The organism is Mesorhizobium oxytropidicola (assembly GCF_056174625.1).
This window is the reverse complement of record NZ_CM149692.1, coordinates 1-22,802: the sequence shown is the minus strand read 5'-3', so window position 1 is coordinate 22,802 and position 22,802 is coordinate 1. Positions and strand designations below refer to the sequence as shown.

The window sequence follows — 22,802 nt, the reverse complement described above, 5'->3', positions numbered from 1 at the left end:
CATCGCACACAACCCGCCCTTGGACGAGATGAACGATCGCACCTGCATCGTTACCCGCAAGCAGGCCGAACCGGATGAACTGATCCGGTTCGTCGTCGGCCCGGATTCGGCCGTCGTTCCCGATCTCAAGAGAAATCTGCCCGGCCGCGGTTGCTGGGTGAGTGCCGATCGCCTACATATCGACAAGGCGGCGGCCAAGAACCTTTTTGCCCGCGCCTTCAAGGCACAGGTGGTCGTGCCGCCGGATCTTGGCGGCATGGTCGACGGGCTGCTCTCCAGATCCGCTCTGGGCATGCTGGGTCTCGCTCGCAAGGCAGGCGCAATTTCTCTTGGTGCCACCAAGGTTGAGAGTGCCGTGCGCAGCGGGCTGGCGCTTTTCGTGCTTCACGCGGCCGAAGCGTCGGACGATGGCGTGCGCAAGATCAGCCAGGCGCGGCGGGCGACCGTCCATATTGGCGGCCCTTCCATCCTTGCCTACAAACTTTTCTCCGAGGCCGAGTTGAGCTTGGCATTGGGGGGCACAAATGTGATACATGCTGCCGTCCTCGCGGGAGACGCGGGTAAGGCGGTCCAGAAGCGCATGGTTGCGCTCGACCGATATCGGGGCGGTACCCCGGACGATCTGGCAATGCTTGCGGCCGTTGCTGACGAAGATGAGCCCGCAGAGGATATGGAATGAGCGATACGAAATCGGGCGACGACAAGACGTTGAGTGTTACACCGAAGAAGACCTTGACGCTGAAGCGCCCCGGCATGGAACAGGGCACCGTGCGCCAGAACTTCTCGCATGGCCGTACCAAGTCGGTCGTGGTCGAGACCAAGAAGCGCAAATTCTCCCTGCCCGGCGACAAGCCGGAGCCGGTGGCCGCTACCCCTGTGCCCGTCTTCACGCCGAAGCCGCCGGTTGCCGCGGCACCTGTCGTGCAGGAAGCGCCCAAGGCGCCGCCTCCGCCTCCCCCGCCGGCTCCGGTCGAGCGCAGCGGCATGGTGCTGAACGAGCTGTCGCGCAGCGAAATGGAAGCCCGCCGCAGGGCGCTCGAGGGCTCGAAGGTCCGCGAGGTCGAAGACCGTCAGCGCGCCGCCGAAGAGGCCAAGCGCCGGGCCGAGGACGAAGAGCGCCGCAAGCGTGAGCGCGAAGAATCCGCGCGCCGCCAGGCCGAGGAAGAGGCACGGTTGCAGGCCGAGGCCGAATCGCGCCGTCGCGCCGAGGAAGAGGCACGCCGTCGTGCGCCGCTGGCCGCCGAGCTGGCAACCGCGGACGAAGAAGAAGAGGTCAAGCCGAAGCGGACCGGCGCCGGTGCACCGGTGCGCCGCCTGGTCACGCCCGAAGTGGCGCGTCCGGCCAAGCCGACCAAGGGCGAAGAAGACCGCCGCCGTGGCAAGCTGACGCTGAATTCCGCGCTTTCCGACGAGGATGCGCGGGCCCGTTCGCTGTCGTCGATGCGTCGCCGCCAGGAGAAGTTCAAGCGCGCTATGCACAATGAGCCGCGCGAGAAAGTCATGCGCGAAGTGATCCTGCCCGAGACCATCACCATCCAGGAACTGGCGCAGCGCATGTCCGAACGTGCGGTCGATGTGGTCAAGTTCTTCATGAAGCAGGGCCAGATCCTGAAGCCGGGCGACGTCATCGACGCCGACACGGCCGAGCTGGTCGCCACGGAATTCGGCCACACGGTCCGCCGCGTCGCCGAGTCCGACATCGAGGAAGGCCTGTTCAACATCGCCGACAATGCCGAGGACCTGGTGTCGCGTCCGCCGGTCGTCACCATCATGGGCCACGTCGACCACGGCAAGACCTCGCTGCTCGATGCCATCCGCAATGCCAATGTCGTCTCCGGCGAGGCCGGCGGCATCACCCAGCATATCGGTGCCTATCAGGTCGAGAAAAACGGCCAGAAGATCACCTTCATCGACACGCCCGGCCACGCCGCCTTCACGGCGATGCGCGCCCGCGGCGCCCAAGCCACCGACATCGCCATTCTGGTGGTGGCGGCCGATGACAGCGTCATGCCGCAGACGATCGAATCGATCAGCCACGCCAAGGCGGCCGGCGTTCCGATCATCGTGGCGATCAACAAGATCGACAAGCATGATGCCGATCCGCAGAAGGTGCGCTCCGAACTGCTGCGCCATGAGGTCTTCGTCGAATCGATGGGCGGTGAAGTGCTGGACGTCGAAGTGTCGGCGACCAAGGGCACCAATCTCGACAAGCTGCTCGAGGCTATCCTGCTGCAGGCCGAAATCCTCGACCTGAAGGCCAATCCGGACCGTACCGCCGAAGGCGTCGTCATCGAGGCGCAGCTCGACAAGGGCCGCGGTCCCGTCGCAACCGTGCTGGTGCAGACCGGCACGCTGATGCCGGGCGACATTCTTGTCGCCGGCAACGAATGGGGTCGGGTGCGCGCGCTGGTCAACGATCGCGGCGAGCAGATCAAGGAAGCGCCGCCGGCAATGCCGGTCGAGGTGCTCGGCCTTCAGGGAACCCCGCAGGCTGGCGACCGTTTCGCCGTGGTCAACAACGAGGCCCGCGCCCGCGAGATCACCGAATACCGCCAGCGTCTGGCGCGCGAGAAGGCGGTGGCCAAGCATGCCGGCCAGCGTGGCTCGCTCGAACAGATGATGTCGCAGTTGCAGACGAGCGGGTTGAAGGAATTCCCGCTGGTCATCAAGGGCGACGTGCAGGGTTCGATCGAGGCGATCAACGCCGCACTCGACAAGCTCGGCACCGACGAGGTGCGTGCGCGCATCGTTCACGCCGGCGCCGGCGCCATCACCGAAAGCGACGTCTCGCTGGCGGAAACGTCTGGTGCGGCGATCATCGGCTTCAACGTCCGTGCCAACGTGCAGGCACGTGCCGCGGCTGCGGCCGCGGGCATCGAGATCCGCTATTACTCGATCATCTATAACCTCGTGGATGATGTGAAAGCGGCTCTGTCGGGCCTGCTGTCGCCGGAGCGTCGCGAGACCTTCATCGGCAACGCCGAGATCCTCGAGATATTCGACATCACCAAGGTCGGCAAGATCGCCGGCTGCCGTGTCACCGAAGGCAAGGTCGAGCGTGGTGCAGGCGTGCGCCTGATCCGCGACAACGTCGTCATCCACGAAGGCACGCTGAAGACGCTGAAGCGCTTCAAGGACGAGGTTTCGGAAGTCCCGGCGGCCAGGAGTGCGGCATGGCCTTCCAGAACTACGAGGACATGCGCGTCGGCGACATCATCGAGTGCTTCCGCGTCGAGATGGTGACCCGGACACTCTGAGTTCGCGTGACCTGTCCATGCCAGGCGGTGGTCGAAAGACCGCCGCCTGGAGTTTATTGTGAAATTACGCATCGTGCTTTCGAAACCGAATTCGATTTCGGGCCGATGCGTTGACATGTGAGACATGCGGCACGGTCCCATCCCGCGCCTCACGCTTTCAGGATTGAGAACAATGCCCCGTCCAACCACATCCAGCCCGTCCCAGCGTATGCTGCGCGTTGCCGAACAGGTGCGCCACGCGCTCTCCGAAACCTTGCAGCGCGGCGAGATCATCGATCCGCTGATCGAAAATACTGTTGTGTCGGTCTCGGAAGTACGCATGTCGCCCGACCTGAGGGTTGCCACCGCTTTCGTCTCGCCGCTGGGCGCCAAGGACACCGACGCGGTTGTCGAGGCGTTGAACAAGCATGCGAAATTCGTCCGTGGCCGCGTCTCTGGCGCTCTGCGGCAGATGAAGTTCATGCCGGAGTTCCGCTTCAAGCTCGACACCTCCTTCGACAATTTCGCCAGGATCAACGATCTGCTGAAGTCGCCCGAAGTGGCACGCGATCTCGATGCGGACGACGACAAGGCCGTAGACGACAGGGCCAAAGACGACAAGGACAGCGAATAATGGGACGCCGCGGCAAGAAGAAGGGCCGGCCGGTTTCCGGCTGGGTGGTGCTGGACAAGCCGGTCGGCATGGGCTCGACCGAGGCCGTGTCCAAGATCAAATGGCTGTTCCAGGCGGAAAAGGCCGGCCATGCCGGCACGCTCGATCCGCTGGCTTCCGGCATGCTGCCGATCGCGCTCGGTGAAGCCACCAAGACCGTTCCCTATGTGCAGGATGGCGCCAAGATCTATCGCTTCACCGTTGCCTGGGGGCAGGAGCGCTCCACCGACGATCTTGAAGGGCCGGTGACCAAGAGCTCCGACCTCCGCCCGGCGGAAGCCGAGGTCAAGGCGCTGCTGCCGAAATACACCGGCGTCATCATGCAGACGCCGCCGCAATTCTCGGCCATCAAGATTGCGGGCGAACGCGCCTACGACCTCGCCCGCGAAGGCGAGACGGTCGACATTCCCGCGCGCGAGATCGAGATCGGGCGCTTGGATGTCATCGAGCACCACGCCGACCACACCATTTTCGAGATCGAATGCGGCAAGGGCACCTATGTGCGCTCGCTGGCCCGCGACATGGGCCGCGACCTCGGCTGCTTCGGTCATATCAGCGAATTGCGCCGGGTCGAGGTCGAGCCGTTCACGCCTGAGGATTTCGTCACCATCGCCGAACTCGAGGCGGCACGCTTCGGCACGCAAGATGAGGCCAAGCCGGAGCCTGCCGACGACGCCGAAGCGATTGACGTGCCGGTAGACTTCGGCGCGATCGACGCGCTTCTGGTCGATACCTCGGCGGCTCTCGACTGCCTGCCGCAGATCGCCATCAGCGATGATGCGGCTACAAAGATCCGCCTCGGCAATCCGGTCATCATTCGTGGCCGCGATGCGCCTGTCGAGGCGGAAGAAGCCTGTGCCACGGCCCGCGGCAAGCTGGTAGCCATCGGTGCGATCGAACAAGGCATGTTCAAGCCCAAGCGGGTCTTTGCCGGGTGACGGCTCTCGCCTAATTTCAGCTGGACGTTACACTCGAGGGGCACATGGCAAAGGCCGAGGCGGTGAAAAAGCGGACGCCGGTGAAGACGCGGCGGCCACCGGTCGGCGCCTCGCCGGGCACGCTGATCGCCGACCCGGCGGCGCGGCGCAGCGAGCTCAGGCTGACGCTGATTTCGCCCGAAAAATTCAAGACCATCGACAATGCCAGCATCGACGATCTCAATACCCATTGCGACAAATGGCCGGTCGTCTGGCTGGACTGCACCGGGCTCGCCAACATCCAGCTGATCGAGGAGATCGGCCGGATCTTCAACCTGCATCCGCTGGCCCTGGAAGATGTCGTCAACACCGGCCAGCGGCCCAAGGTCGATTTCTTCGAGGATCACGCCTTCGTCGTCGTGCGCATGATCGACGACATTACAGCCCATCGCTACGAGCAGATCGCCGTGTTCTTCGGCAAGAATTTCGTCGTCACTTTCCAGGAGCGCGAGGGCGATCCCTTCGACCCGGTGCGTAAACGCATCGAGAGTTCCGCGCCCAACCGGTTGCGGGCCCGCGGCGCCGACTATCTCGCCTACGCGCTGATCGATGCCATCGTCGACAGCTATTTTCCGCCGATCGAAGCGGCAGGCGACCTGGTCGACGGTATCGAGGACGAGATGCTGCATTCAACGCACAAGCATCAGATGCGGCAACTGCACGAATTGCGGCGCGACGCCAATGTGCTGAAGGGCGTGCTGTGGCCGATGCGCGATGCCGTGGCGACGCTGATCCGCAACGATGTGCCCTATGTAAAGGCCGAGACCAAAATCTTCCTCAACGACACGCTCGACCACACGCTGCGGCTGATCGAACTGGTCGAGACCCAGCGCGACATGCTGACCGGCCTGATCGAGATGCATCTGTCGCTGAGCCAGGCGCGAACCAACGACGTCATCAGCTATCTCACCATCGTCTCGGTCATCTTCATGCCGCTCACCTTCCTGGTCGGTGTCTGGGGCATGAATTTCAGTCCCGACGCCTCGCCATGGAACATGCCGGAGCTGCGGGCCTACTACGGTTATCCCGCATCGCTCCTGTTCATGGCTGTTGTCGCGATCGGCTTGATTGCCTTCTTCAAATGGAAGAAATGGCTCTAACGCCGGTAAAACTGGCCATTTCGGGCTGAAAAGCCGGCTTTGTGAATTGGGCTGGTGTTTTCCCGGGAATTGCACTATATGCGCCGCAGCATAGCGCCACGACGCTTTGCTTGCACCGGCCCCTGCTGGACGACATCCCGGCTGAGGGCGACCCGTTTCCTCAAACAGATAAGGAAAAACACGATGTCGATTACTGCCGAGCGCAAAAAGGAATTGATGGGTGAATTCGCGACCGCCAAGGGCGATACCGGGTCTCCGGAAGTCCAGGTGGCCATCCTTTCCGAGCGCATCAAGAACCTGACCGACCATTTCAAGGACCACAAGAAGGATAACCATTCCCGCCGTGGTCTGCTCGCTCTCGTGTCCCAGCGCCGCAGCCTGCTTGATTATCTCAAGCGCAAGGACGACGCGCGCTATCAGACACTGATCGAGAAGCTCGGTCTGCGCCGTTGACGAATTGACCGGCGGGCTCTCTTAAGGAGTCCGCCGGTCGCGCATTTGAGCCCCGGACCAATCCGATCTCGAATGCAGGAGTGGAGCGCCGCGCACCCATCCGGATGCCGGACGGACGCTCCAAAAAGTGAATTTGCGTATGACGCGTTCCGCAAGCCGTGGGTTTCGGTGTCATGCGCAGGCCGATCGATCGATTGGCCATATCCGGCTTAGAGCGTGCAGAGGGCCACTCGAAGCCACCCATGGACGGTCATGGGGCAGGATTGCAGGACGCTCGTATGGCCACCGTGCCGATGAAACCCGAGCCTCCCGTTGTCTTGCCCGTGGCTGCCCGAGAAAGGAAGCCAGAGGAAAGGGCACCCGCGCACGCTGAAACGGCGCGGCCCTTCCTCATATAAAGGACAAGACATGTTCAATCAGCACAAAGTGGAAATCGAATGGGGCGGCCGCCCGCTCATCCTCGAAACCGGCAAGATCGCGCGTCAGGCTGACGGCGCGGTGCTCGCCACCTACGGCGAGACCAAGGTTCTGGCCACCGTCGTTTCGATGAAGGAGCCCAAGCCCGGCCTCGATTTCTTTCCGCTGACCGTCAACTACCAGGAAAAGACCTATGCCGCCGGCAAGATCCCGGGCGGCTACTTCAAGCGGGAAGGCCGTCCGAGCGAAAAGGAAACGCTGGTTTCGCGCCTCATCGACCGCCCGATCCGTCCGCTCTTCGCCGACGGCTACAAGAACGACACCCAGATCGTCGTCACCGTTGTCCAGCATGACCTTGAGAATGATCCGGACATCCTGTCGATCGTCGCCACCTCCGCCGCGCTGACGCTGTCGGGCGTTCCGTTCATGGGTCCGGTCGGCGGCGCGCGCGTCGGCTACATCAACGGCGAATACGTTCTCAACCCGCACATCGACGAGATGCAGGAGTCCAAGCTCGACCTCGTCGTCGCCGGCACCGCCGACGCCGTGCTGATGGTTGAGTCGGAAGCCAAGGAACTTGGCGAAGAGCTGATGCTCGGTGCTGTCATGTTCGGACACAGGGGCTTCCAGCCGGTCATCGACGCCATCATCAAGCTGGCCGAAGTTGCCGCCAAGGAGCCACGCGACTTCACCGCGCCGGACTATTCCGCGCTTGAAGCAGAGATGCTGAAGATCGTCGGCGACGAGCTTCGTGAAGCCTACAAGATCACCGACAAGCAGAAGCGCTATGCCGCCGTCGACGCCGTCAAGGCGAAGGTCAAGGCAGCCTATGCTCCGGCCGAAGGCGAAGACGCCAAGTACACCTCCGAGCAGATCGGTTCGGTGTTCAAGGAACTGCAGGCCAAGGTCGTGCGCTGGAACATCCTCGACACCGGCTCGCGCATCGATGGCCGCGACCTGAAGACGGTTCGCAAGATCGTCTCGGAAGTCGGCGTCCTGCCGCGCACCCATGGTTCGGCGCTGTTCACCCGCGGCGAGACCCAGGCGCTGGTCGTTGCCACGCTCGGCACCGGCGAAGACGAGCAGTATGTCGATTCGCTGACCGGCATGTACAAGGAGAAGTTCCTCCTTCACTACAACTTCCCTCCCTACTCCGTCGGTGAGACCGGCCGCATGGGTTCGCCGGGTCGCCGCGAAATCGGCCACGGCAAGCTCGCCTGGCGCGCCATCCGTCCGATGCTGCCGAGCGCTGACCAGTTCCCCTACACGCTGCGTGTCGTCTCGGAGATCACCGAGTCCAACGGTTCGTCCTCGATGGCCACTGTCTGCGGCACCTCGCTGGCGCTGATGGATGCCGGCGTGCCGCTGGCCAAGCCCGTTGCCGGTATCGCCATGGGCCTGATCAAGGAAGGCGAGCGCTTCGCGGTTCTGTCCGACATCCTGGGTGACGAAGATCACCTCGGCGACATGGACTTCAAGGTTGCCGGCACCGCCAACGGCATCACCTCGCTGCAGATGGACATCAAGATCGAGGGCATCACCGAGGAGATCATGAAGATCGCGCTGGACCAGGCTAAGGATGGCCGCCAGCATATCCTCGGCGAAATGGCGCATGCCCTGACCGGCGCCCGCCCCGAACTCGGCGAGTTCGCGCCGCGCATCGAGGTCATGCACATTCCGACCGACAAGATCCGCGACGTCATCGGTTCGGGCGGCAAGGTCATCCGCGAGATCGTCGAGAAGACCGGCGCCAAGATCAACATCGAGGACGACGGCACGGTCAAGATCGCTTCCTCGAACGCCAAGGAGATCGAGGCGGCGAAGAAGTGGATCCACACCATCGTCGCCGAGCCGGAAGTCGGCGAGATCTACGAAGGCACGGTCGTCAAGACCGCCGACTTCGGCGCCTTCGTCAACTTCTTCGGTCCCCGCGACGGCCTCGTCCACATCTCGCAGCTCGCCAATGAGCGCGTTGCCAAGACCTCCGACGTCGTCAAGGAAGGCGACAAGGTCTGGGTCAAGCTGATGGGCTTCGACGAGCGCGGCAAGGTCCGCCTGTCGATGAAGGTCGTCGACCAGGCTACTGGCAAGGAGATCGTCCGCGACAAGAAGGCCGAAGGCGAAGAAGACGCCGCCTGAGTGGTCTGACACGGAAGTCGAAACGGGCGCGGCTGATGTCGCGCCCGTTTTCGTTTGGAAGGTAGAGGGAATGTCCGCTGAAGCGCTGAAGACGCTTTTCCACCCGTTCGAGGCCGAGGCGCTTGCCTTGCCGCGCAAGAGTGAGCGCATTCTCTTTCTCGGGGCCGAGCCAGGCCTGCGCCCGCCGCACGGTTTCGAGGCCGGGCTAAATCTCGTACAAGGCTTCCGGCCGCATTTCCGCGCTTTGCAGGCGGCGGGCTTCACGGTCACGCCGACAACCGAGGGCGACGGTTTTGATGCCGCTCTGGTGCTCGCCGGCCGCCATCGCGGCCAGAACGAACTGCGCATCGCCGAGGCCCTCGAGCGCGTGGCACCGGGCGGACTGGTCGTCATTGCCGGCGGCAAGGACGATGGCATTGCCAGCCTGCGCAAGCGTATCGACGAGCTTGTGCCGCTCGACGGTCACATGCCGAAATATCACGGCATCGCCTTCTGGCTGCGCCGCCCGGCGGATATGCAGGCCGCCACGGCACTTCGTGCCGCCAACCCGGCGCAATTGGTCGAGGGCCGGTTCCACACCGAACCCGGCATGTTCTCCTTCGATCGCGTCGATGCCGGTTCGAAGCTTCTGGTCGACAATCTGCCCGGTGATCTGCGCGGCAGTGCGGCCGATTTCTGCGCCGGCTGGGGCTATGTGGCGGCTGAGATGGCTGCCCGTTCGTCAGGCCTGTCGGCCCTTGATCTCTACGAGGCCGATTTCGATGCGCTGGAGGCAGCCAAGGGCAACCTCGGCAACACCGTGGCGCAAGGCTTCTTCTGGACGGATCTGCTCGCCGAGCCTGTCGAGCGGCGCTACGACGTCATCGCCATGAACCCGCCCTTTCACCGCAGCCGTGCAGCGGAGCCGGAGATCGGTGCCGGCATGATCCGCGCGGCGGCCAAGGCGTTGAAGCCCGGTGGCAGGCTGTTCATGGTCGCCAACCGCCAGCTTCCCTATGAGTCCGTGCTGTCGGCCGCCTTTGCCAGCCACGCGGAACTCGCCCGCGACGGCATGTTCAAGGTGTTTTCCGCTCGGCGCTGAAGCGATGCGTATCGCCGTTCAGTGCAGGTTGGCGACGCGCCTGACCTCGTCTGTGGCATGCGCGTCGCCGAGCCTGAACTTGAGCGGCGCCGGCCGGCCGAACAGGTAGCCCTGCACCACCTCGCAGCCGGCGGCCCGCAGCAGCGTCGCCTGGCTTTCGGTCTCGACGCCTTCGGCAATGATGCTGACGCCGAGTGCGCGCGAAAGTCCGACAATGGTCGAGACGACGGCGCCGGAGCTGGAATCCGTATCGATGCGGCTGACGAAGGAACGGTCGATCTTCAGCTTGCCGAACGAGAAATCGATCAGATAGCTGAGGTTCGAATAGCCGGTGCCGAAATCATCGACGGCAACCGAGATGCCCATCTCGGCAAGCTCTTTCAGGATGGCGGCCGCGCGGTCGCGGTCCTGCATCATCGCCGTTTCGGTGACTTCCAGCTCCAGCCGCGACGGCTTGATGCCGGTGGCCCGCATCGTGTCGCGCACGATGCCGACGAAGTCCTTGGTCATGAACTGGACCGGCGAGATGTTGACGGCGACGAAGCAGTCGTCCGGCAAATGGCGGGCGTCGCTGCAGGCCTTGCGCAGAACCCATTCGCCGATCGGGTTGATCATCCCGGTTTCCTCGGCGATCTGGATGAACTCCATCGGCGGGATCATGCCGCGTTCGGGATGGTTCCAGCGGATCAGCGCTTCATAGCCGATGATACGGCCGGTCGGCAGGTCGAGCTGCGGCTGATAGTGGAGGTCGAAATCTCCGCGTTCGAAGGCGGTGTGCAGTTCGGATTCGACCCATTGGCGATGATCGGCGACACGCCCCATCTCGCTGTCGAACACCGACCAGTTGCCGACGCCGCTGGCGCGCGCATGCTGCAGCGCCAGATTGGAGCGGCGCAGGATAAGGACCGGATCGACGCCATCCTTGGGCATGGCCACGATACCCACCGACAGGCTCACCGACTGCTGATGGCTGCTGAGTTCATAGGGCTCCATCAACTCGTCGATGAGCCTTTCGACCATGCTTTCCATCGTTCCCTGGATCTGATGATCCGGAAGCAGCACCGCGAACTCGCCGGCGCCGATGCGCCCGATCAGGGCGCGTGCGGGCACACTCTCTTGCAGCCGCTTGGTGAAGGCGCGGATCAGCTCGTCGCCCTGGCTATAGCCGATCGCGTCGTTGATCTGCTTGAACCGGTCGATGTCGATGTCGATCAGGAACACCGGTTCCCCGGTTCGGCTTGTCGCGCATGCCGCCTCGGCGATCTTGCCGACCATCGCCGGGCGCGCCAAGAGTCCGGTCAGCTTGTCGAAATGGGTTTCGTTGAAGACGAAATCCGCCGATTCATCGATACCGGCGAAGAAGGACATTGCTGCCACCGAAGCCGCCAGCGCGCAAAGCGCGGCCATGATCGCGACCATCATATCCACCGATATGCCGGCAAACCCGTCGCCGAGACCGTGCTTCAGGCCCCAGATGCCGAGCACGAAACTGCCAATGCCCGAACTTGCTATCGTAAGCAGTCGGAACACCGGTGTTCGCTTCGGGTTGCTAACGGCAGACATTCAAAGGTCCCCAGATTGCGGGACTCTATAGCGGAAATCTTCTTAAAATGAGTTTCCGCGAATGCGTCCAATTTTACTGGAGAAGAATTATTTCGTTACTGGAAAAGCGCCATTTCTCCGAAACGGTTGCCCAAAGTGTGTCGCCTTGATCCGTTTTAGGGCTGGTTAGCCATCCGTCTGCTTCAATTCATCGAGCGTCGGCATCGAGACGATGTGATAGCCGGAATCGACATAGTGGATTTCACCGGTGACGCCGGAAGCGAGATCGGACAGCAAATAAAGCGCCGAGCCGCCGACCTCGTCGATGGTCACTGTACGGCGCAGCGGCGAGTTGCGCTGCTGGTACGAAAACATGTGGCGGGCGTCCGAAATGCCGGCGCCGGCGAGCGTGCGCACCGGTCCTGCCGAGATGCCGTTCACCCGGATGCCGCGCGGACCGTAGTCGTTGGCAAGGTAGCGCACGCTGGCCTCGAGGCCGGCCTTGGCGACGCCCATGACATTGTAGTTCGGCATGACGCGGACCGAGCCGGCATAGGTCAGCGTGATCATCGAGCCGCCTTCCGTCATCAGCGGCGCGGCGTTGCGGGCCACTTCGGTGAAAGAGTAGCAGGAGATCACCATGGTGCGGACGAAATTGTCCCGGCTGGTGTCGGCGTAAAGGCCCTTCAACTCATTCTTGTCGGAAAAGCCGATGGCATGGACGACGAAGTCCAGTCCGCCCCAAGCCTTGCCAAGCGTCTCGAAGGTGGCGGCGACCGAAGCGCTGTCCTCGACATCGCAGGGAACGACCAGCGAGGCGCCCAGTCTGTCGGCGAGCGGCTTGACCCGCCGGCCGAAGGCCTCGCCCTGGTAGGTGAAGGCGAGCTCCGCGCCATGTTGGGACAATTTCTGCGCGATGCCCCAGGCGATCGAATGATCGTTGGCGACACCCATGACAAGCCCGCGCTTGCCCTTCATCAATCCGTCCATGGCTGGCAATCCTTTTAGAAAAAACGCTGGCCTTATGCGGAGTAGCGCTGGAAAACGAGCGTCGCGTTGGTGCCACCGAAACCGAACGAATTGGACAAAACGGTGTCGATCTTGGCGTTGTCTATGCGCTTGCGCACGATCGGCATGCCCTCGAATTCAGGGTCGAGTGTCTCGATATGCGCGCTTTCGCCGATGAAGCCGCCTTGCATCATCAGGATCGAATAGATCGATTCCTGCACGCCGGCCGCGCCCAGCGAATGGCCGGTCAGCGATTTCGTCGAGGTGATGAACGGCATCTTCTCGCCGAACACCTCGCGGATGGCGCCCATTTCCTTGGAATCACCCACCGGTGTCGAGGTGCCGTGGGTGTTGATGTAGTCGACCGGCGTGGTCACAGTCGCCAGCGCCTGGCGCATGCAGCGGACCGCGCCTTCGCCGGAGGGTGCCACCATGTCGTAGCCATCCGAGGTCGCGCCGTAGCCGACGATCTCGGCGTAGATCTTGGCGCCGCGCGCCTTGGCATGCTCCAGCTCTTCCAGCACCAGAACGCCGGCGCCGCCGGCGATGACGAAGCCGTCGCGATTGACGTCATAGGCGCGCGAAGCCGCCGATGCCCGGTCATTGTACTTCGACGACATGGCGCCCATGGCGTCGAACAGGTCCGACATCGTCCAGTCGAGATCCTCGTGGCCGCCGGCAAAGACGATATCCTGCTTGCCCCACTGGATCAGCTCGTAGCCATTGCCGATGCAATGCGCCGAGGTCGAGCAGGCCGACGAAATCGAGTAGTTGACGCCGTGGATCTTGAACCATGTGGCCAACGTCGCCGAGGCCGTCGACGACATTGCCTTTGGCACCGCGAACGGGCCGATGCGCTTGGGGCTGCCATTCTTCAGCGTGGTTTCGGCCGCCTCGACGATGGTGCGGGTCGAGGGGCCGCCCGAGCCCATGACGATGCCGGTACGCTCATTGGTGATGTCGCTTTCGCCGAGGCCGGCGTCGGCGATCGCCTGATCCATGGCGACGTGGTTCCAGGCAGCGCCTTGGCTCAGGAAGCGCATCGCACGGCGATCGATCATGGCCGAGGGGTCGAGCGTCGGTGCGCCCCAGACCTGGCAACGGAAGCCATGCTCGGCGAAGGAATCGGAAAAGCTGATGCCGGATCTGGCGTCATGCAGCGAGGTCTGCACCTCGTTGGCATTGTTGCCGATCGACGACACGATGCCGAGGCCTGTGACTACGACACGTCTCATTCGCAACTCCTTCCAGGGATGCTGGCCAGTGGGCAGGCCAAGGTTGCGGTCAAGCGACCGCCGACTGCTTGGACAGACCGACCTTCAGGTCCGTCGCCGCATATATGGGCTCGCCATCCGCCTTCATCCAGCCATCGGCGATGCCCAGAACCAGCCGGCCGCGCATCACGCGCTTGAAATCCACGCCATACTCGACCTTCTTGACCGATGGTGTGACCATGCCCTTGAACTTGACCTCGCCGGTCGACAGCGCCATTCCCTTGCCGGGCTCGCCGAGCCAGCCAAGGTAGAAGCCGGTCAACTGCCACAAGGCGTCGAGGCCGAGGCATCCTGGCATGATCGGATTGCCGATGAAATGGCAGGCAAAGAACCACAGGTCCGGCTTGATGTCGAACTCCGCACGGATGAAGCCCTTGTCGAAAGCGCCGCCGGTCTCGCTGATCTCGGTGATACGGTCGAACATCAGCATGGGCGGGTAGGGCAGCTGGGCGTTGCCCTCTCCGAACAGCTCGCCGCGGGCGCAGGCCAGCAATTCTTCGTAGTCGTAGCTGGATTTACCCGCCATCAATCTCGTCCCCATATCGTCCGGGCGGTAGCGCGCCCTTGTCGTTGGTGTCCTAACACAATCTGTTTCAGGCCGGAAACCGGCGTTTGCGCTTAACCCGCAAGTCTGCCCGGGTCAATGCGCGCTATTGATCGCTTTCGGACGACAGAATATATGTCAACAGGGGTCCGGTTTCGGCAGACGTTCATTTTTTTGCCATTCTGGGCGTGTCTTGAAGCGGGACTGCGAGCTTGGAAGACCAGATGGACCGGGGCTGCCGGAAGGAAAATGTCGCTGTGGACAAGCGGGTACGTGAAGCCGGCCTGAGGCCGACGCGGCAGCGCATCGCGCTGGCCGACCTGCTTTTCGCCAAGGGCGATCGCCATCTCTCGGCCGAGGAATTGCATGAGGAGGCGCTTGCCGCCGGCGTGCCGGTGTCGCTGGCCACCGTCTACAACGCGCTCCACCAGTTCACCCAGGCGGGACTGCTGCGCATCCTCGCCGTCGAGGGCGCCAAGACCTATTTCGACACCAACACCTCCGACCACCACCATTTCTACATTGAAGGCGAAAACCGGATTTTCGATATCGAAAGCGGCCCGGTGACCGTCTCCAACCTGCCGCCGCCTCCGGAAGGCATGGAGATCGCCAATGTCGACATCGTGGTGAGGCTGCGCCCCAAGCGTCAGGAAGGGCCGGCGAGGCCGGAACAATCGGCCGGGCCAGAATAATCTGTCGGGCCAGAACAATCTGTCGGGGATGAAGCCTCTCGACCTGATCATCCGGCTCGAATGGGCTGCTATGGCCGCGGTCGCTGTCGTCTTCTACGCTTCGTCAGGCGTTTCCTGGTGGCTCTTCGCGGTGCTGATCCTGGCGCCAGACCTGTCGATGTTCGGTTATCTGGCAGGGCCGCGCATCGGCGCCACCGCCTACAACGCCCTGCACATCCTCATCGTACCGGTGCTGCTGCTGCTCGTCGGCTACCTGTCCGGTCATACGGTCGCCATCGCGGTCGCACTGATCTGGATCGCCCACATCGCCATCGACCGTGCGCTGGGCTATGGCCTGAAACTGTCAACCGGTTTTCAGGACACCCACCTCGGCCGTATCGGGCGCAAGCGCAACGACCTCAGTCCTTGACCCGCTCGCCGGGATAGGCGCCCCAGACCGCTGCCTGGGCAAGCCAGCCGGTGTGGCCGTCAAGCGTCATTTCGCACCACTGGCCGTCGCAGGACTTGATCGTGCCCATGACGCCAGGCTCGACGATCGCCACCACACGGGCATCCTTGTCGGGACTTTTCATAAGATTGATCTGGGCACCCTTGCCGCGCTGCCAGGGCGCGATGATTGCGGTGCGCCGGCCCGACAGCAGCGACTGGTTGATCCAGCCCTCCGAGCCGTCGGCATCGCGCACGCGGCGCCAGGTATCGAATTCCTGGATGATCTCCATGGGCAGGCCGGCCTTCATATACATCCAGTCGACCGAGTAGTTGGCGCCGGGGCCGACGCGCGAGTTGACGCGGCCGGATTTCAGGCTGACGAATCGCGGCAATGGCAGACCGCTCGGCCCGAGCGTGACGGCGCTCTGGGCGGGTGCGGCCGCGCTCTGTGCCGCGGCAAGCGGGGAATAGAGGAGAGCGCCGAGCAATGCTGCGCTGAGGGTCAGGCGAAGCGACGCGAAACCAGACACTTTCGTTCCTTTCGGCGCTTGCCTCTCGGCCTCGGCGCCCCTTTTCTTTGTCTTCGGCGGCACCGCTTGTTACATGGGTAAATCGGCTACCGCGACCGGCTTTCAGTTTCGCCGGTCTTGGTTAAAGAGGTCTCAACGAGGGAAACAATGGCAGGCAAAAAGAAGCCTCTCGTGGTCATCACGCGAAAGCTGCCCGACCCGGTCGAGACCCGCATGCGCGAGCTGTTCGACGCCAGGCTGAATGTCGAGGACCGGCCGATGACGCAACCGGAACTGGTTGCGGCGGTCAAGGAAGCCGACGTGCTGGTGCCGACAGTGACCGATCACATCGACGCGGCGCTGATCGCCCAGGCCGGCGACAACCTCAAGCTGATCGCCAATTTCGGCAACGGTGTCGACAAGATCGATGTGGCGGCGGCGGCCAAGAAGGGCATCACCGTCACCAACACGCCCAATGTGCTGACCGAAGACACCGCCGACATGACCATGGCGCTGATGCTGGCGGTGCCGCGCCGGCTGGCGGAAGGCGCCAACGTGCTCACCGGCGACAAGAAATGGGCCGGCTGGTCGCCGACCTGGATGCTCGGCCGGCGCATCTGGGGCAAGCGGCTCGGCATTGTCGGCATGGGCCGCATCGGCACCGCCGTTGCCAGGCGGGCCAAGGCCTTCGGCCTTTCCATCCACTACCACAACCGCCACCGCGTATTGCCGGCGGTCGAGGACGAGCTGGAGGCGACCTATTGGGAGAGCCTTGACCAGATGCTGGCCCGCATGGACATCATCTCGGTCAATTGTCCTTCGACGCCGGCGACCTTTCATCTCTTGTCGGCGCGGCGGTTGGCGCTGCTGCAGCCCACGGCCTATATCGTCAACACCGCGCGCGGCGACATCATCGACGAGGATGCGCTGGTCAAGCTGATCCAGGATGGCAAGCTCGCCGGCGCCGGCCTCGACGTCTACGAGCATGAGCCGGCGCTCAATGCCAAGCTGCTCAAGCTCGCCGCCAGGCACAAGGTCGTGCTTTTGCCGCATATGGGCTCGGCGACGCTTGAGGGCCGCATCGACATGGGCGAGAAGGTGATCATCAACATCCGGGCATTTGTTGACGGCCACCGCCCGCCCGACCGCGTACTGCCGCTCAGAATCTGACGCCCCGCCGTCATTCAGATGGAAGAAGAAGCTTACGAAAGAGCCTTGTGCATGGTGATCGAGGTCGGCCTGGCGTAGCCTTCATGCGCGGTCCGCTCGGTCTCGTGAAAGCCGAGGCGGGCAAAGGCGGCGTGATTGCCGGTGAGCTCGATCCGGGTCTGCAGCTCCAGCGCCGCCTTGCCGTGGTCGAGCGCGAGAATTTCGACCGCCCGAATCAGCCGCCGGCCAATGCCTTGCCCCTGGCAGTCCAGGGCGACGGCGAGCTTGCCGACATAGAAGTCGTCGGCCCTCTCAAGAGCAAAGACGCAGCCGACGATCCTGTCGCCGTCGAGGGCCACGAAACCGGTCTCCCGCCCGGCCTTGTCGCGCAGTGTGTCGACGGTGAGCAGGTGGGCCGAGGATGGCGGGTCGATGATCCCGTCCATGAAGGCGAAGGCACGCATGATCAGCGCAAGCACCTCGTCCCAGCGGCCGAAATCGGCCGGAATGCGGTCGATGGAGAGGGGTACGGTCCGCTCCAAGGTCAGCGCCTGGCGTAGCGGATCGTTTCGAAGCGCGCGGCGAGCGCATCGTAGAGCAGCAGCCGGCCGACCAGCGGCTCGCCGATGCCGGTGATCAGCTTGATCGCTTCCATCGCCTGCAGCGTGCCGACGACGCCGGTCAGCGCACCAAGCACCCCGGCCTCGGCGCAGGACGGCACCAGGCCCGGCGGCGGGGCTTCGGGAAAGAGGTCGCGATATCCCGGGTTCGGCTTGCCATCCTTGCCGTCCTCGAAAGGCTTCAGCACCGTCACCGAGCCGTCGAAGCGGCCGACGGCGGCATGCACCAGGGGTTTGTGCGCGCTTGCACAGGCATCGGCCACCGTATAACGGGTCTCGAAATTGTCGGACCCGTCGACGGTGATGTCATAGCGGGCGACGAGGGCAGGGGCGTTATCCGCGCTCAGCCGGAATGTGTGCGTCTCCACTGCGGTGTTGGGATTGATGCGGGCGATTGCCGCCCTGGCGCTGTCGGTTTTCAGCATGCCGATCGTATCGGTGCCGTGGATGACCTGGCGCTGCAGATTGGAGAGCGACACGGTGTCGTCATCGACGATGCCGAGCGTGCCGACGCCCGCCGCCGCAAGATATTCGAGCACCGGCGCGCCCAGCCCGCCAGCGCCGATCACCAGGACCCGGGCTTGCTTGAGCCTCTGCTGGCCCGCGCCGCCGACCTCGGGCAGCACGATGTGGCGGGCATAGCGTTCGATCTCGTCGGTGGTGAGCGTGGTGGTCATATCAGGACCATATAGCGGCCGAAAAACCTTGTCAGGCGTCTTCGGTTGGCCCAACCGTGCCGTGGTCGACCGTCAGGAACTGTGCACGCCCCTTGAGGCTGGAAAACAGCGCCGCATCGGTCCCCGTCATGAACGCCTGACAGTTCAATTCCTCCAGGATCGAAAACAGCGCTGCCCGCCGCCCGCTGTCGAGATGGGCGGCAATTTCGTCGAGCAGCAGGATCGGCGTCATGCCCGACATCTCGCCGGTCAGCCGGGCATGCGACAGGACGATGCCGACCAGCAGCGCCTTCTGCTCGCCGGTCGAGCAGAGCTCGGCCGGCATCGCCTTGGGCCTGTGCCTGACCAGGAGATCGGAACGGTGCGGGCCTTCGAGCGTGCGTCCCGCGGCACGATCACGATCACGGCCACCGGCAAGCGCCCGGCGAAACCGCTCCTCTACATCGACCGCCGGCGCGGTGGAAACCTCGGCCTCCAGATCGCCCGAAAGGCTGATGTCGGCCTGCGGGAACGGTCCCGTGTCGGGCAGCCTGTCGATCATGGCGGCGAGCAGGCGCACCAGTTCGGCGCGCGCCGCTGCAATGGCGACGCCGGTTTCGGCCATCTGCGTCTCGATCGCCTCGAACCAGCTGATATCCCGCGAGCCCTCGGTAAGCAGACGATTACGGCCGCGCATCGCCTTTTCGTAGTCGAGAGCACGCTGGCCGTGGCCCGGATCGATCGCCAGCACCAGCCGGTCGAGAAAGCGCCGGCGGTCCGCGGCCGGTCCGGTGAACAGCGCATCCATGGCCGGCGTCAGCCACACCACGCGCAGCCATTCCAGCATCTCCTCGGCCGAGCGGGCAGTCGCGCCATTGATGCGAACCCGCCGCCCGCCTTCGCCCTCGCCAACCGAAATCCCCGTGCCGATCTCGATCTGGCCGTCGGGTCCGTCGAGCCGGGCGTGCAATGCAAAGCCGCCGTCGCCGCCCTCGCGCGCGACATCGGCGTAAGGGGCACGGCGCAGCCCGCGCCCGGGCGTCAGCAAGGAAATCGCTTCGAGGAGGTTGGTTTTGCCGGCGCCATTGTCGCCGGAAAACACCACGGCGCCCGGGGCGAGATCGATCGCCAGCGCCGCATAATTGCGGAAATTAGTAAGTGTTAGCTTACTTATATGGATTTGTCCCGGCAACCGCTATCCGCCTGTAGAAGTCGCCGCAACCATTGTGCCTGCCGCCGGTCCCGTCGCAGAGCCGGATCGATGATGCAGCGCCGGCTACACCCGCATCGGCATCAGCACGTAAAGCGCGGTCTCATCGGCCATGTCGTGGATCAGCGTCGGCGAACCGGCATCGGCCAGCATGAATTTGGCTTCCGTTCCGGTCAACTGAGCGGCCACGTCAAGCAGATATTTGGCGTTGAAGCCGATCTCGATCGGGTCGGACGAATAGTCGGCCGCCAGTTCCTCGGTGGCGCTGCCGGAATCCGGATTGTTGACCGCAAGCGTCACCTGGCCTTCGCTGATCGAAAGCTTCACTGCACGGCCGCGTTCGGAAGAGATGGTCGAGACGCGATCCACCGCCGCGGCAAAGCTCTGGCGGTCGAGGATCAGCTTCTTGTCGTTGCCGGTCGGAATGACCCGCTGATAATCCGGGAAGGTGCCGTCGATCAGCTTCGAGGTCAGGACCACGCTGCCGATGGTGAAGCGGATCTTGGTGTCGGACAGCTCGGTGGTCACGGCGACATCCGGATCGTCGACCAGCTTCTGCAGCTCGCTCACCGTCTTGCGCGGAATGATGATGCCCGGCATGCCCTCGGAACCCGCCGGCGCGTCGATTTCGGCGCGCGCCAGGCGGTGGCCGTCGGTGGCCACCGAGCGCAGCTTCAGCTTGCCGCCGACCTCATGCGTGTGCAGGTAGATGCCGTTGAGATAGTAGCGCGTTTCCTCGGTGGAAATGGCGAACTGCGTCTTCTCGATCAGACCCTTCAGGGCAACCGAGTCGAGCCGGAAGATATGCGAGAAGGATCCGGCCGAAAGCTCGGGGAAGTCGGATTGCGGCAGGCACTGCAGCCGGAAGCTCGAGCGCCCCGACGTCACCGTCATGGCGTTGCCGTCCTCGTCCGTCTTCAGCATCACCTCGGCGCCGTCCGCGAGCTTGCGCACGATGTCGTAGAGCAGATGCGCCGGAACCGTCGTCGCCCCGCCACGCTCGACCTTGGCGGGCGTCGCTTCCGTCACCTCCAGATCGAGGTCGGTTGCCTTCATTTCGAGGCTGGCGCCCTCGGCGCTGAGCAGCACGTTGGACAGGATCGGTATCGTGTTGCGCCGTTCGACCACACGGTGGACGTGGTTGAGCGACTTCAGGAGATTTGACCGTTCCAGGATAACACGCATGACGAAACAGGCTCGCTTGAAAGGATGAGCGGGTCTCCGGCTGGCGGCGCCCCGCGAAAGGTCTGAACAGGCTCAGAATCTGCGTAAACTGACAGGAAAAAGCCAGCAAACGCAAGCCCGCGCCACCGGTTCCGGCCGGCTGCGCGGGCTTTCTGGGGATAAAGGCCGCGAAGACCGCCAGCCTATGCGCTGAATCCGGAATCCAGATCGTGGCCAGGCTTTGTTTTGACACAATTCCGGACGGAAAACCGTCTCACACTTTTCCTGGAATTGCTCTACGCCGCGAGCCCATTTCGGGCTCACGGTCGGGCAGGCAAGCCATTGAATTCCAGTGCGGTTCCGGGTTGCCTTGTCTCGGATCGGTCAGGCCTGGTCGTTGATCAGCCGCCGCAGCAACTCAAGTTCCTGTGCCAGCGTGTTGTCGTTGCCGGACAGGTCCTCGATCTTGCGCACGGCGTGCAGCACCGTGGTGTGATCGCGGCCGCCGAAGCGCCGTCCGATTTCGGGCAGGGAGCGCGGTGTCATCACCTTCGACAGGTACATGGCGACCTGCCGCGGCTTGACGATGGTACGCGTGCGCCGGTTGGACAGCAATTCGGTCTTCGACACGTTGTAGTGGCGCGCCACGATGCGCTGGATATCCTCGATGCGGACCCGCTTCGGCTCGCCCGTGCGATAGATGTGTCCGAGGATCTCGTCGATGCGGTCGATGGTGATCTGCGGCTCGAACGATTGCCGGAACAGCAGCTGATTGAACGCGCCCTCCAGTTCGCGTCCGCTGCCGGTCACGGTGCGGGCGACGTGATCGAGGATCTCGTCGGAAATATCCAGCGACGCGTCGTCGACCCTGGCCGTGGCCAGGCGCAGTTTGAGCATGCCGAGGCGCATGGCGAAATCCGGCGCCGACATTTCGAGCGCGACGCCGCCATTGAGGCGCGAGCGGACGCGCGGCTCGAGCGATTCCAGCTCGGACGGCGGCCGGTCTGCGGCGACGACGACCTGCTTGGCGCTGTCGAGCAGCATGTTGATCAGATGGCAGAATTCATGCTGGATCGACTTGCCCTGCAGGAACTGCATGTCGTCGATGATCAGAAGGTCGATGTCGCGCAACTGCTCCTTGAGCGTCAGCGCGTTGTTGTCGCGGATCGCGGTGGCGAAGCGCCACATGAAATACTCCGCGGTGAGATAGACGACGCGGGATTTCGGGTTCTGCTTCAGCGATTCCGCCGCGATGGCCTGCAGCAGGTGGGTTTTGCCGAGCCCGACGGTCGCGTGCAGGAAAAGCGGGTTGAAGCGCACCGCGCTCGACTGCGATTCCGCCACGGCCTTGGCGGCGGCGAAGGCCACCCGGTTCGACGGGCCTTCGATGAAGGAGCCGAACGTGTAGCGAGGATCAAGCGGGGATCCCAGCACGTTGTGGCGGAACTCGGTTTCGACCGCACCACCCGGGCGCGGCACGGGAGGCCGTTCCACCCTGCCGGGGCTCACAGTGCCGGCAGCCAGCGCCGTCTGCGTCTGTCGTGTCATTTTGCGCGCCGGCGCCAGTTCCGGTTCGACATGGCTGCGCCCCTGGCGGGTGGCCGTGCGCACGACGATCTCGATCTTGAGGAGATCGGCATCCTCCTGCTTCCACAGCTCGGAGATGAGGTCGAGATAGTGGCCGTTGATCCACGAGCGCAGGAACGCGGTGGGCACCGAGATGCGGACAATGCCCTTGGACGCCTCCGCGACCTTCATGCGGCCGAACCAGCTCGAATAGACTTCAGCCCCCAGACGCGCCTTCAACTGGGTCTTGACCCGGTCGAACTTCTGCTCCGCGTCGCTGGAGACCGCCATCTCGTTTGCTCCGATCAAAGTTCCAGGAAATGGGAGGTCGCCCGTAAGCTCCCTTTCGATGCCGCTCTGCAT

20 protein-coding genes and 1 pseudogene are annotated in these 22,802 nt (G+C 63.6%); 11 read left to right on the top strand and 10 right to left on the bottom strand.

Going from position 1 to position 22,802, the window contains the following annotated elements:
* Positions 1 to 28 precede the first annotated feature (28 nt).
* The 8 genes and pseudogenes from AC0V8S_RS00105 (at position 29) to AC0V8S_RS00070 (ending at position 10,076) form a co-directional block, all read left to right on the top strand.
* Complete coding sequence (locus tag AC0V8S_RS00105) at positions 29 to 679, top strand: RNA-binding protein (RefSeq protein ID WP_183456062.1); 651 nt, start codon at positions 29 to 31, stop codon at positions 677 to 679.
* Positions 676 to 3,257: pseudogene (gene infB, locus AC0V8S_RS00100) on the top strand (translation initiation factor IF-2). Before AC0V8S_RS00105 ends, infB begins: the two are co-directional and overlap by 4 nt.
* A 172-nt stretch (positions 3,258 to 3,429) precedes the next feature.
* Positions 3,430 to 3,870 (top strand): 30S ribosome-binding factor RbfA, encoded by a 441-nt coding sequence (gene rbfA, locus AC0V8S_RS00095; protein WP_183456066.1) that lies wholly within the window; start codon positions 3,430 to 3,432, stop codon positions 3,868 to 3,870.
* On the top strand, positions 3,870 to 4,847 hold the full coding sequence (truB, locus tag AC0V8S_RS00090) for a tRNA pseudouridine(55) synthase TruB (RefSeq protein WP_475436302.1): 978 nt from the start codon (positions 3,870 to 3,872) through the stop codon (positions 4,845 to 4,847). The genes rbfA and truB overlap by 1 nt, the downstream gene beginning before the upstream one ends.
* 44 nt (positions 4,848 to 4,891) lie before the next feature.
* Positions 4,892 to 5,986, top strand: a complete 1,095-nt coding sequence (corA, locus tag AC0V8S_RS00085; RefSeq protein WP_475436300.1) for a magnesium/cobalt transporter CorA — start codon at positions 4,892 to 4,894, stop codon at positions 5,984 to 5,986.
* 78 nt (positions 5,987 to 6,064) lie between these two features.
* A complete protein-coding gene (gene rpsO / locus AC0V8S_RS00080; RefSeq protein ID WP_269465810.1) occupies positions 6,065 to 6,439 on the top strand; it encodes a 30S ribosomal protein S15 in 375 nt (124 codons plus the stop codon).
* Positions 6,440 to 6,847: 408 nt separating this feature from the next.
* The gene (pnp, locus tag AC0V8S_RS00075; RefSeq protein WP_095198377.1) at positions 6,848 to 8,995 is read left to right on the top strand and encodes a polyribonucleotide nucleotidyltransferase; all 2,148 of its coding nucleotides are present in this window, start codon (positions 6,848 to 6,850) and stop codon (positions 8,993 to 8,995) included.
* 70 nt (positions 8,996 to 9,065) lie between these two features.
* Entirely contained in the window at positions 9,066 to 10,076 is a 1,011-nt protein-coding gene (locus AC0V8S_RS00070) for a class I SAM-dependent methyltransferase (RefSeq protein ID WP_475436296.1), read from the top strand.
* 18 nt (positions 10,077 to 10,094) lie between these two features.
* On the opposite strand, the gene AC0V8S_RS00065 is transcribed toward AC0V8S_RS00070, so the two are convergent.
* From AC0V8S_RS00065 to fabA, 4 genes are all read right to left on the bottom strand, one after another.
* Positions 10,095 to 11,639, bottom strand: a complete 1,545-nt coding sequence (locus AC0V8S_RS00065; RefSeq protein ID WP_475436294.1) for a putative bifunctional diguanylate cyclase/phosphodiesterase — start codon at positions 11,637 to 11,639, stop codon at positions 10,095 to 10,097.
* Between the two features lie 165 nt (positions 11,640 to 11,804).
* Positions 11,805 to 12,608, bottom strand: coding sequence for an enoyl-ACP reductase FabI (gene fabI / locus AC0V8S_RS00060; protein ID WP_475436292.1), 804 nt, complete (start codon positions 12,606 to 12,608; stop codon positions 11,805 to 11,807).
* Between the two features lie 32 nt (positions 12,609 to 12,640).
* The gene (fabB, locus tag AC0V8S_RS00055; protein WP_095198373.1) at positions 12,641 to 13,861 is read right to left on the bottom strand and encodes a beta-ketoacyl-ACP synthase I; all 1,221 of its coding nucleotides are present in this window, start codon (positions 13,859 to 13,861) and stop codon (positions 12,641 to 12,643) included.
* Between the two features lie 49 nt (positions 13,862 to 13,910).
* On the bottom strand, positions 13,911 to 14,426 hold the full coding sequence (fabA, locus tag AC0V8S_RS00050) for a 3-hydroxyacyl-[acyl-carrier-protein] dehydratase FabA (RefSeq protein ID WP_010913332.1): 516 nt from the start codon (positions 14,424 to 14,426) through the stop codon (positions 13,911 to 13,913).
* Between the two features lie 242 nt (positions 14,427 to 14,668).
* On the opposite strand from fabA, the gene irrA reads away from it, so the two are divergent.
* Positions 14,669 to 15,136 carry an iron response transcriptional regulator IrrA gene (irrA, locus tag AC0V8S_RS00045; RefSeq protein WP_183456078.1) on the top strand — a complete coding sequence of 156 codons (468 nt, stop codon included), beginning with the start codon at positions 14,669 to 14,671 and terminating at the stop codon, positions 15,134 to 15,136.
* Positions 15,137 to 15,164: 28 nt separating this feature from the next.
* Complete coding sequence (locus AC0V8S_RS00040; RefSeq protein WP_475436289.1) at positions 15,165 to 15,545, top strand: DUF4260 domain-containing protein; 381 nt, start codon at positions 15,165 to 15,167, stop codon at positions 15,543 to 15,545.
* Here the strand turns inward: AC0V8S_RS00040 and AC0V8S_RS00035 are convergent.
* Positions 15,535 to 16,095: an SH3 domain-containing protein gene (locus AC0V8S_RS00035; protein ID WP_183456082.1), complete on the bottom strand. Its 561-nt coding sequence runs from the start codon at positions 16,093 to 16,095 to the stop codon at positions 15,535 to 15,537. The two genes, AC0V8S_RS00040 and AC0V8S_RS00035, sit on opposite strands and share 11 nt — an antisense overlap.
* Before the next feature lie 147 nt (positions 16,096 to 16,242).
* On the opposite strand from AC0V8S_RS00035, the gene AC0V8S_RS00030 reads away from it, so the two are divergent.
* Positions 16,243 to 17,244 (top strand): 2-hydroxyacid dehydrogenase, encoded by a 1,002-nt coding sequence (locus AC0V8S_RS00030; protein WP_183456084.1) that lies wholly within the window; start codon positions 16,243 to 16,245, stop codon positions 17,242 to 17,244.
* Between the two features lie 32 nt (positions 17,245 to 17,276).
* Here the strand turns inward: AC0V8S_RS00030 and AC0V8S_RS00025 are convergent, their stop codons facing one another.
* The 5 genes from AC0V8S_RS00025 to dnaA form a co-directional block, all read right to left on the bottom strand.
* On the bottom strand, positions 17,277 to 17,765 hold the full coding sequence (locus AC0V8S_RS00025) for a GNAT family N-acetyltransferase (RefSeq protein WP_475436286.1): 489 nt from the start codon (positions 17,763 to 17,765) through the stop codon (positions 17,277 to 17,279).
* A gap of 2 nt (positions 17,766 to 17,767) precedes the next feature.
* Positions 17,768 to 18,520 carry a molybdopterin-synthase adenylyltransferase MoeB gene (locus AC0V8S_RS00020; RefSeq protein WP_475436284.1) on the bottom strand — a complete coding sequence of 251 codons (753 nt, stop codon included), beginning with the start codon at positions 18,518 to 18,520 and terminating at the stop codon, positions 17,768 to 17,770.
* A 31-nt stretch (positions 18,521 to 18,551) separates the two neighbouring features.
* Positions 18,552 to 19,691 (bottom strand): DNA replication/repair protein RecF, encoded by a 1,140-nt coding sequence (gene recF / locus AC0V8S_RS00015; RefSeq protein WP_183456089.1) that lies wholly within the window; start codon positions 19,689 to 19,691, stop codon positions 18,552 to 18,554.
* A gap of 84 nt (positions 19,692 to 19,775) precedes the next feature.
* Positions 19,776 to 20,894 carry a DNA polymerase III subunit beta gene (gene dnaN / locus AC0V8S_RS00010; RefSeq protein WP_172219783.1) on the bottom strand — a complete coding sequence of 373 codons (1,119 nt, stop codon included), beginning with the start codon at positions 20,892 to 20,894 and terminating at the stop codon, positions 19,776 to 19,778.
* 363 nt (positions 20,895 to 21,257) lie between these two features.
* Positions 21,258 to 22,802 carry a chromosomal replication initiator protein DnaA gene (gene dnaA, locus AC0V8S_RS00005; RefSeq protein ID WP_475436281.1) on the bottom strand — a complete coding sequence of 515 codons (1,545 nt, stop codon included), beginning with the start codon at positions 22,800 to 22,802 and terminating at the stop codon, positions 21,258 to 21,260.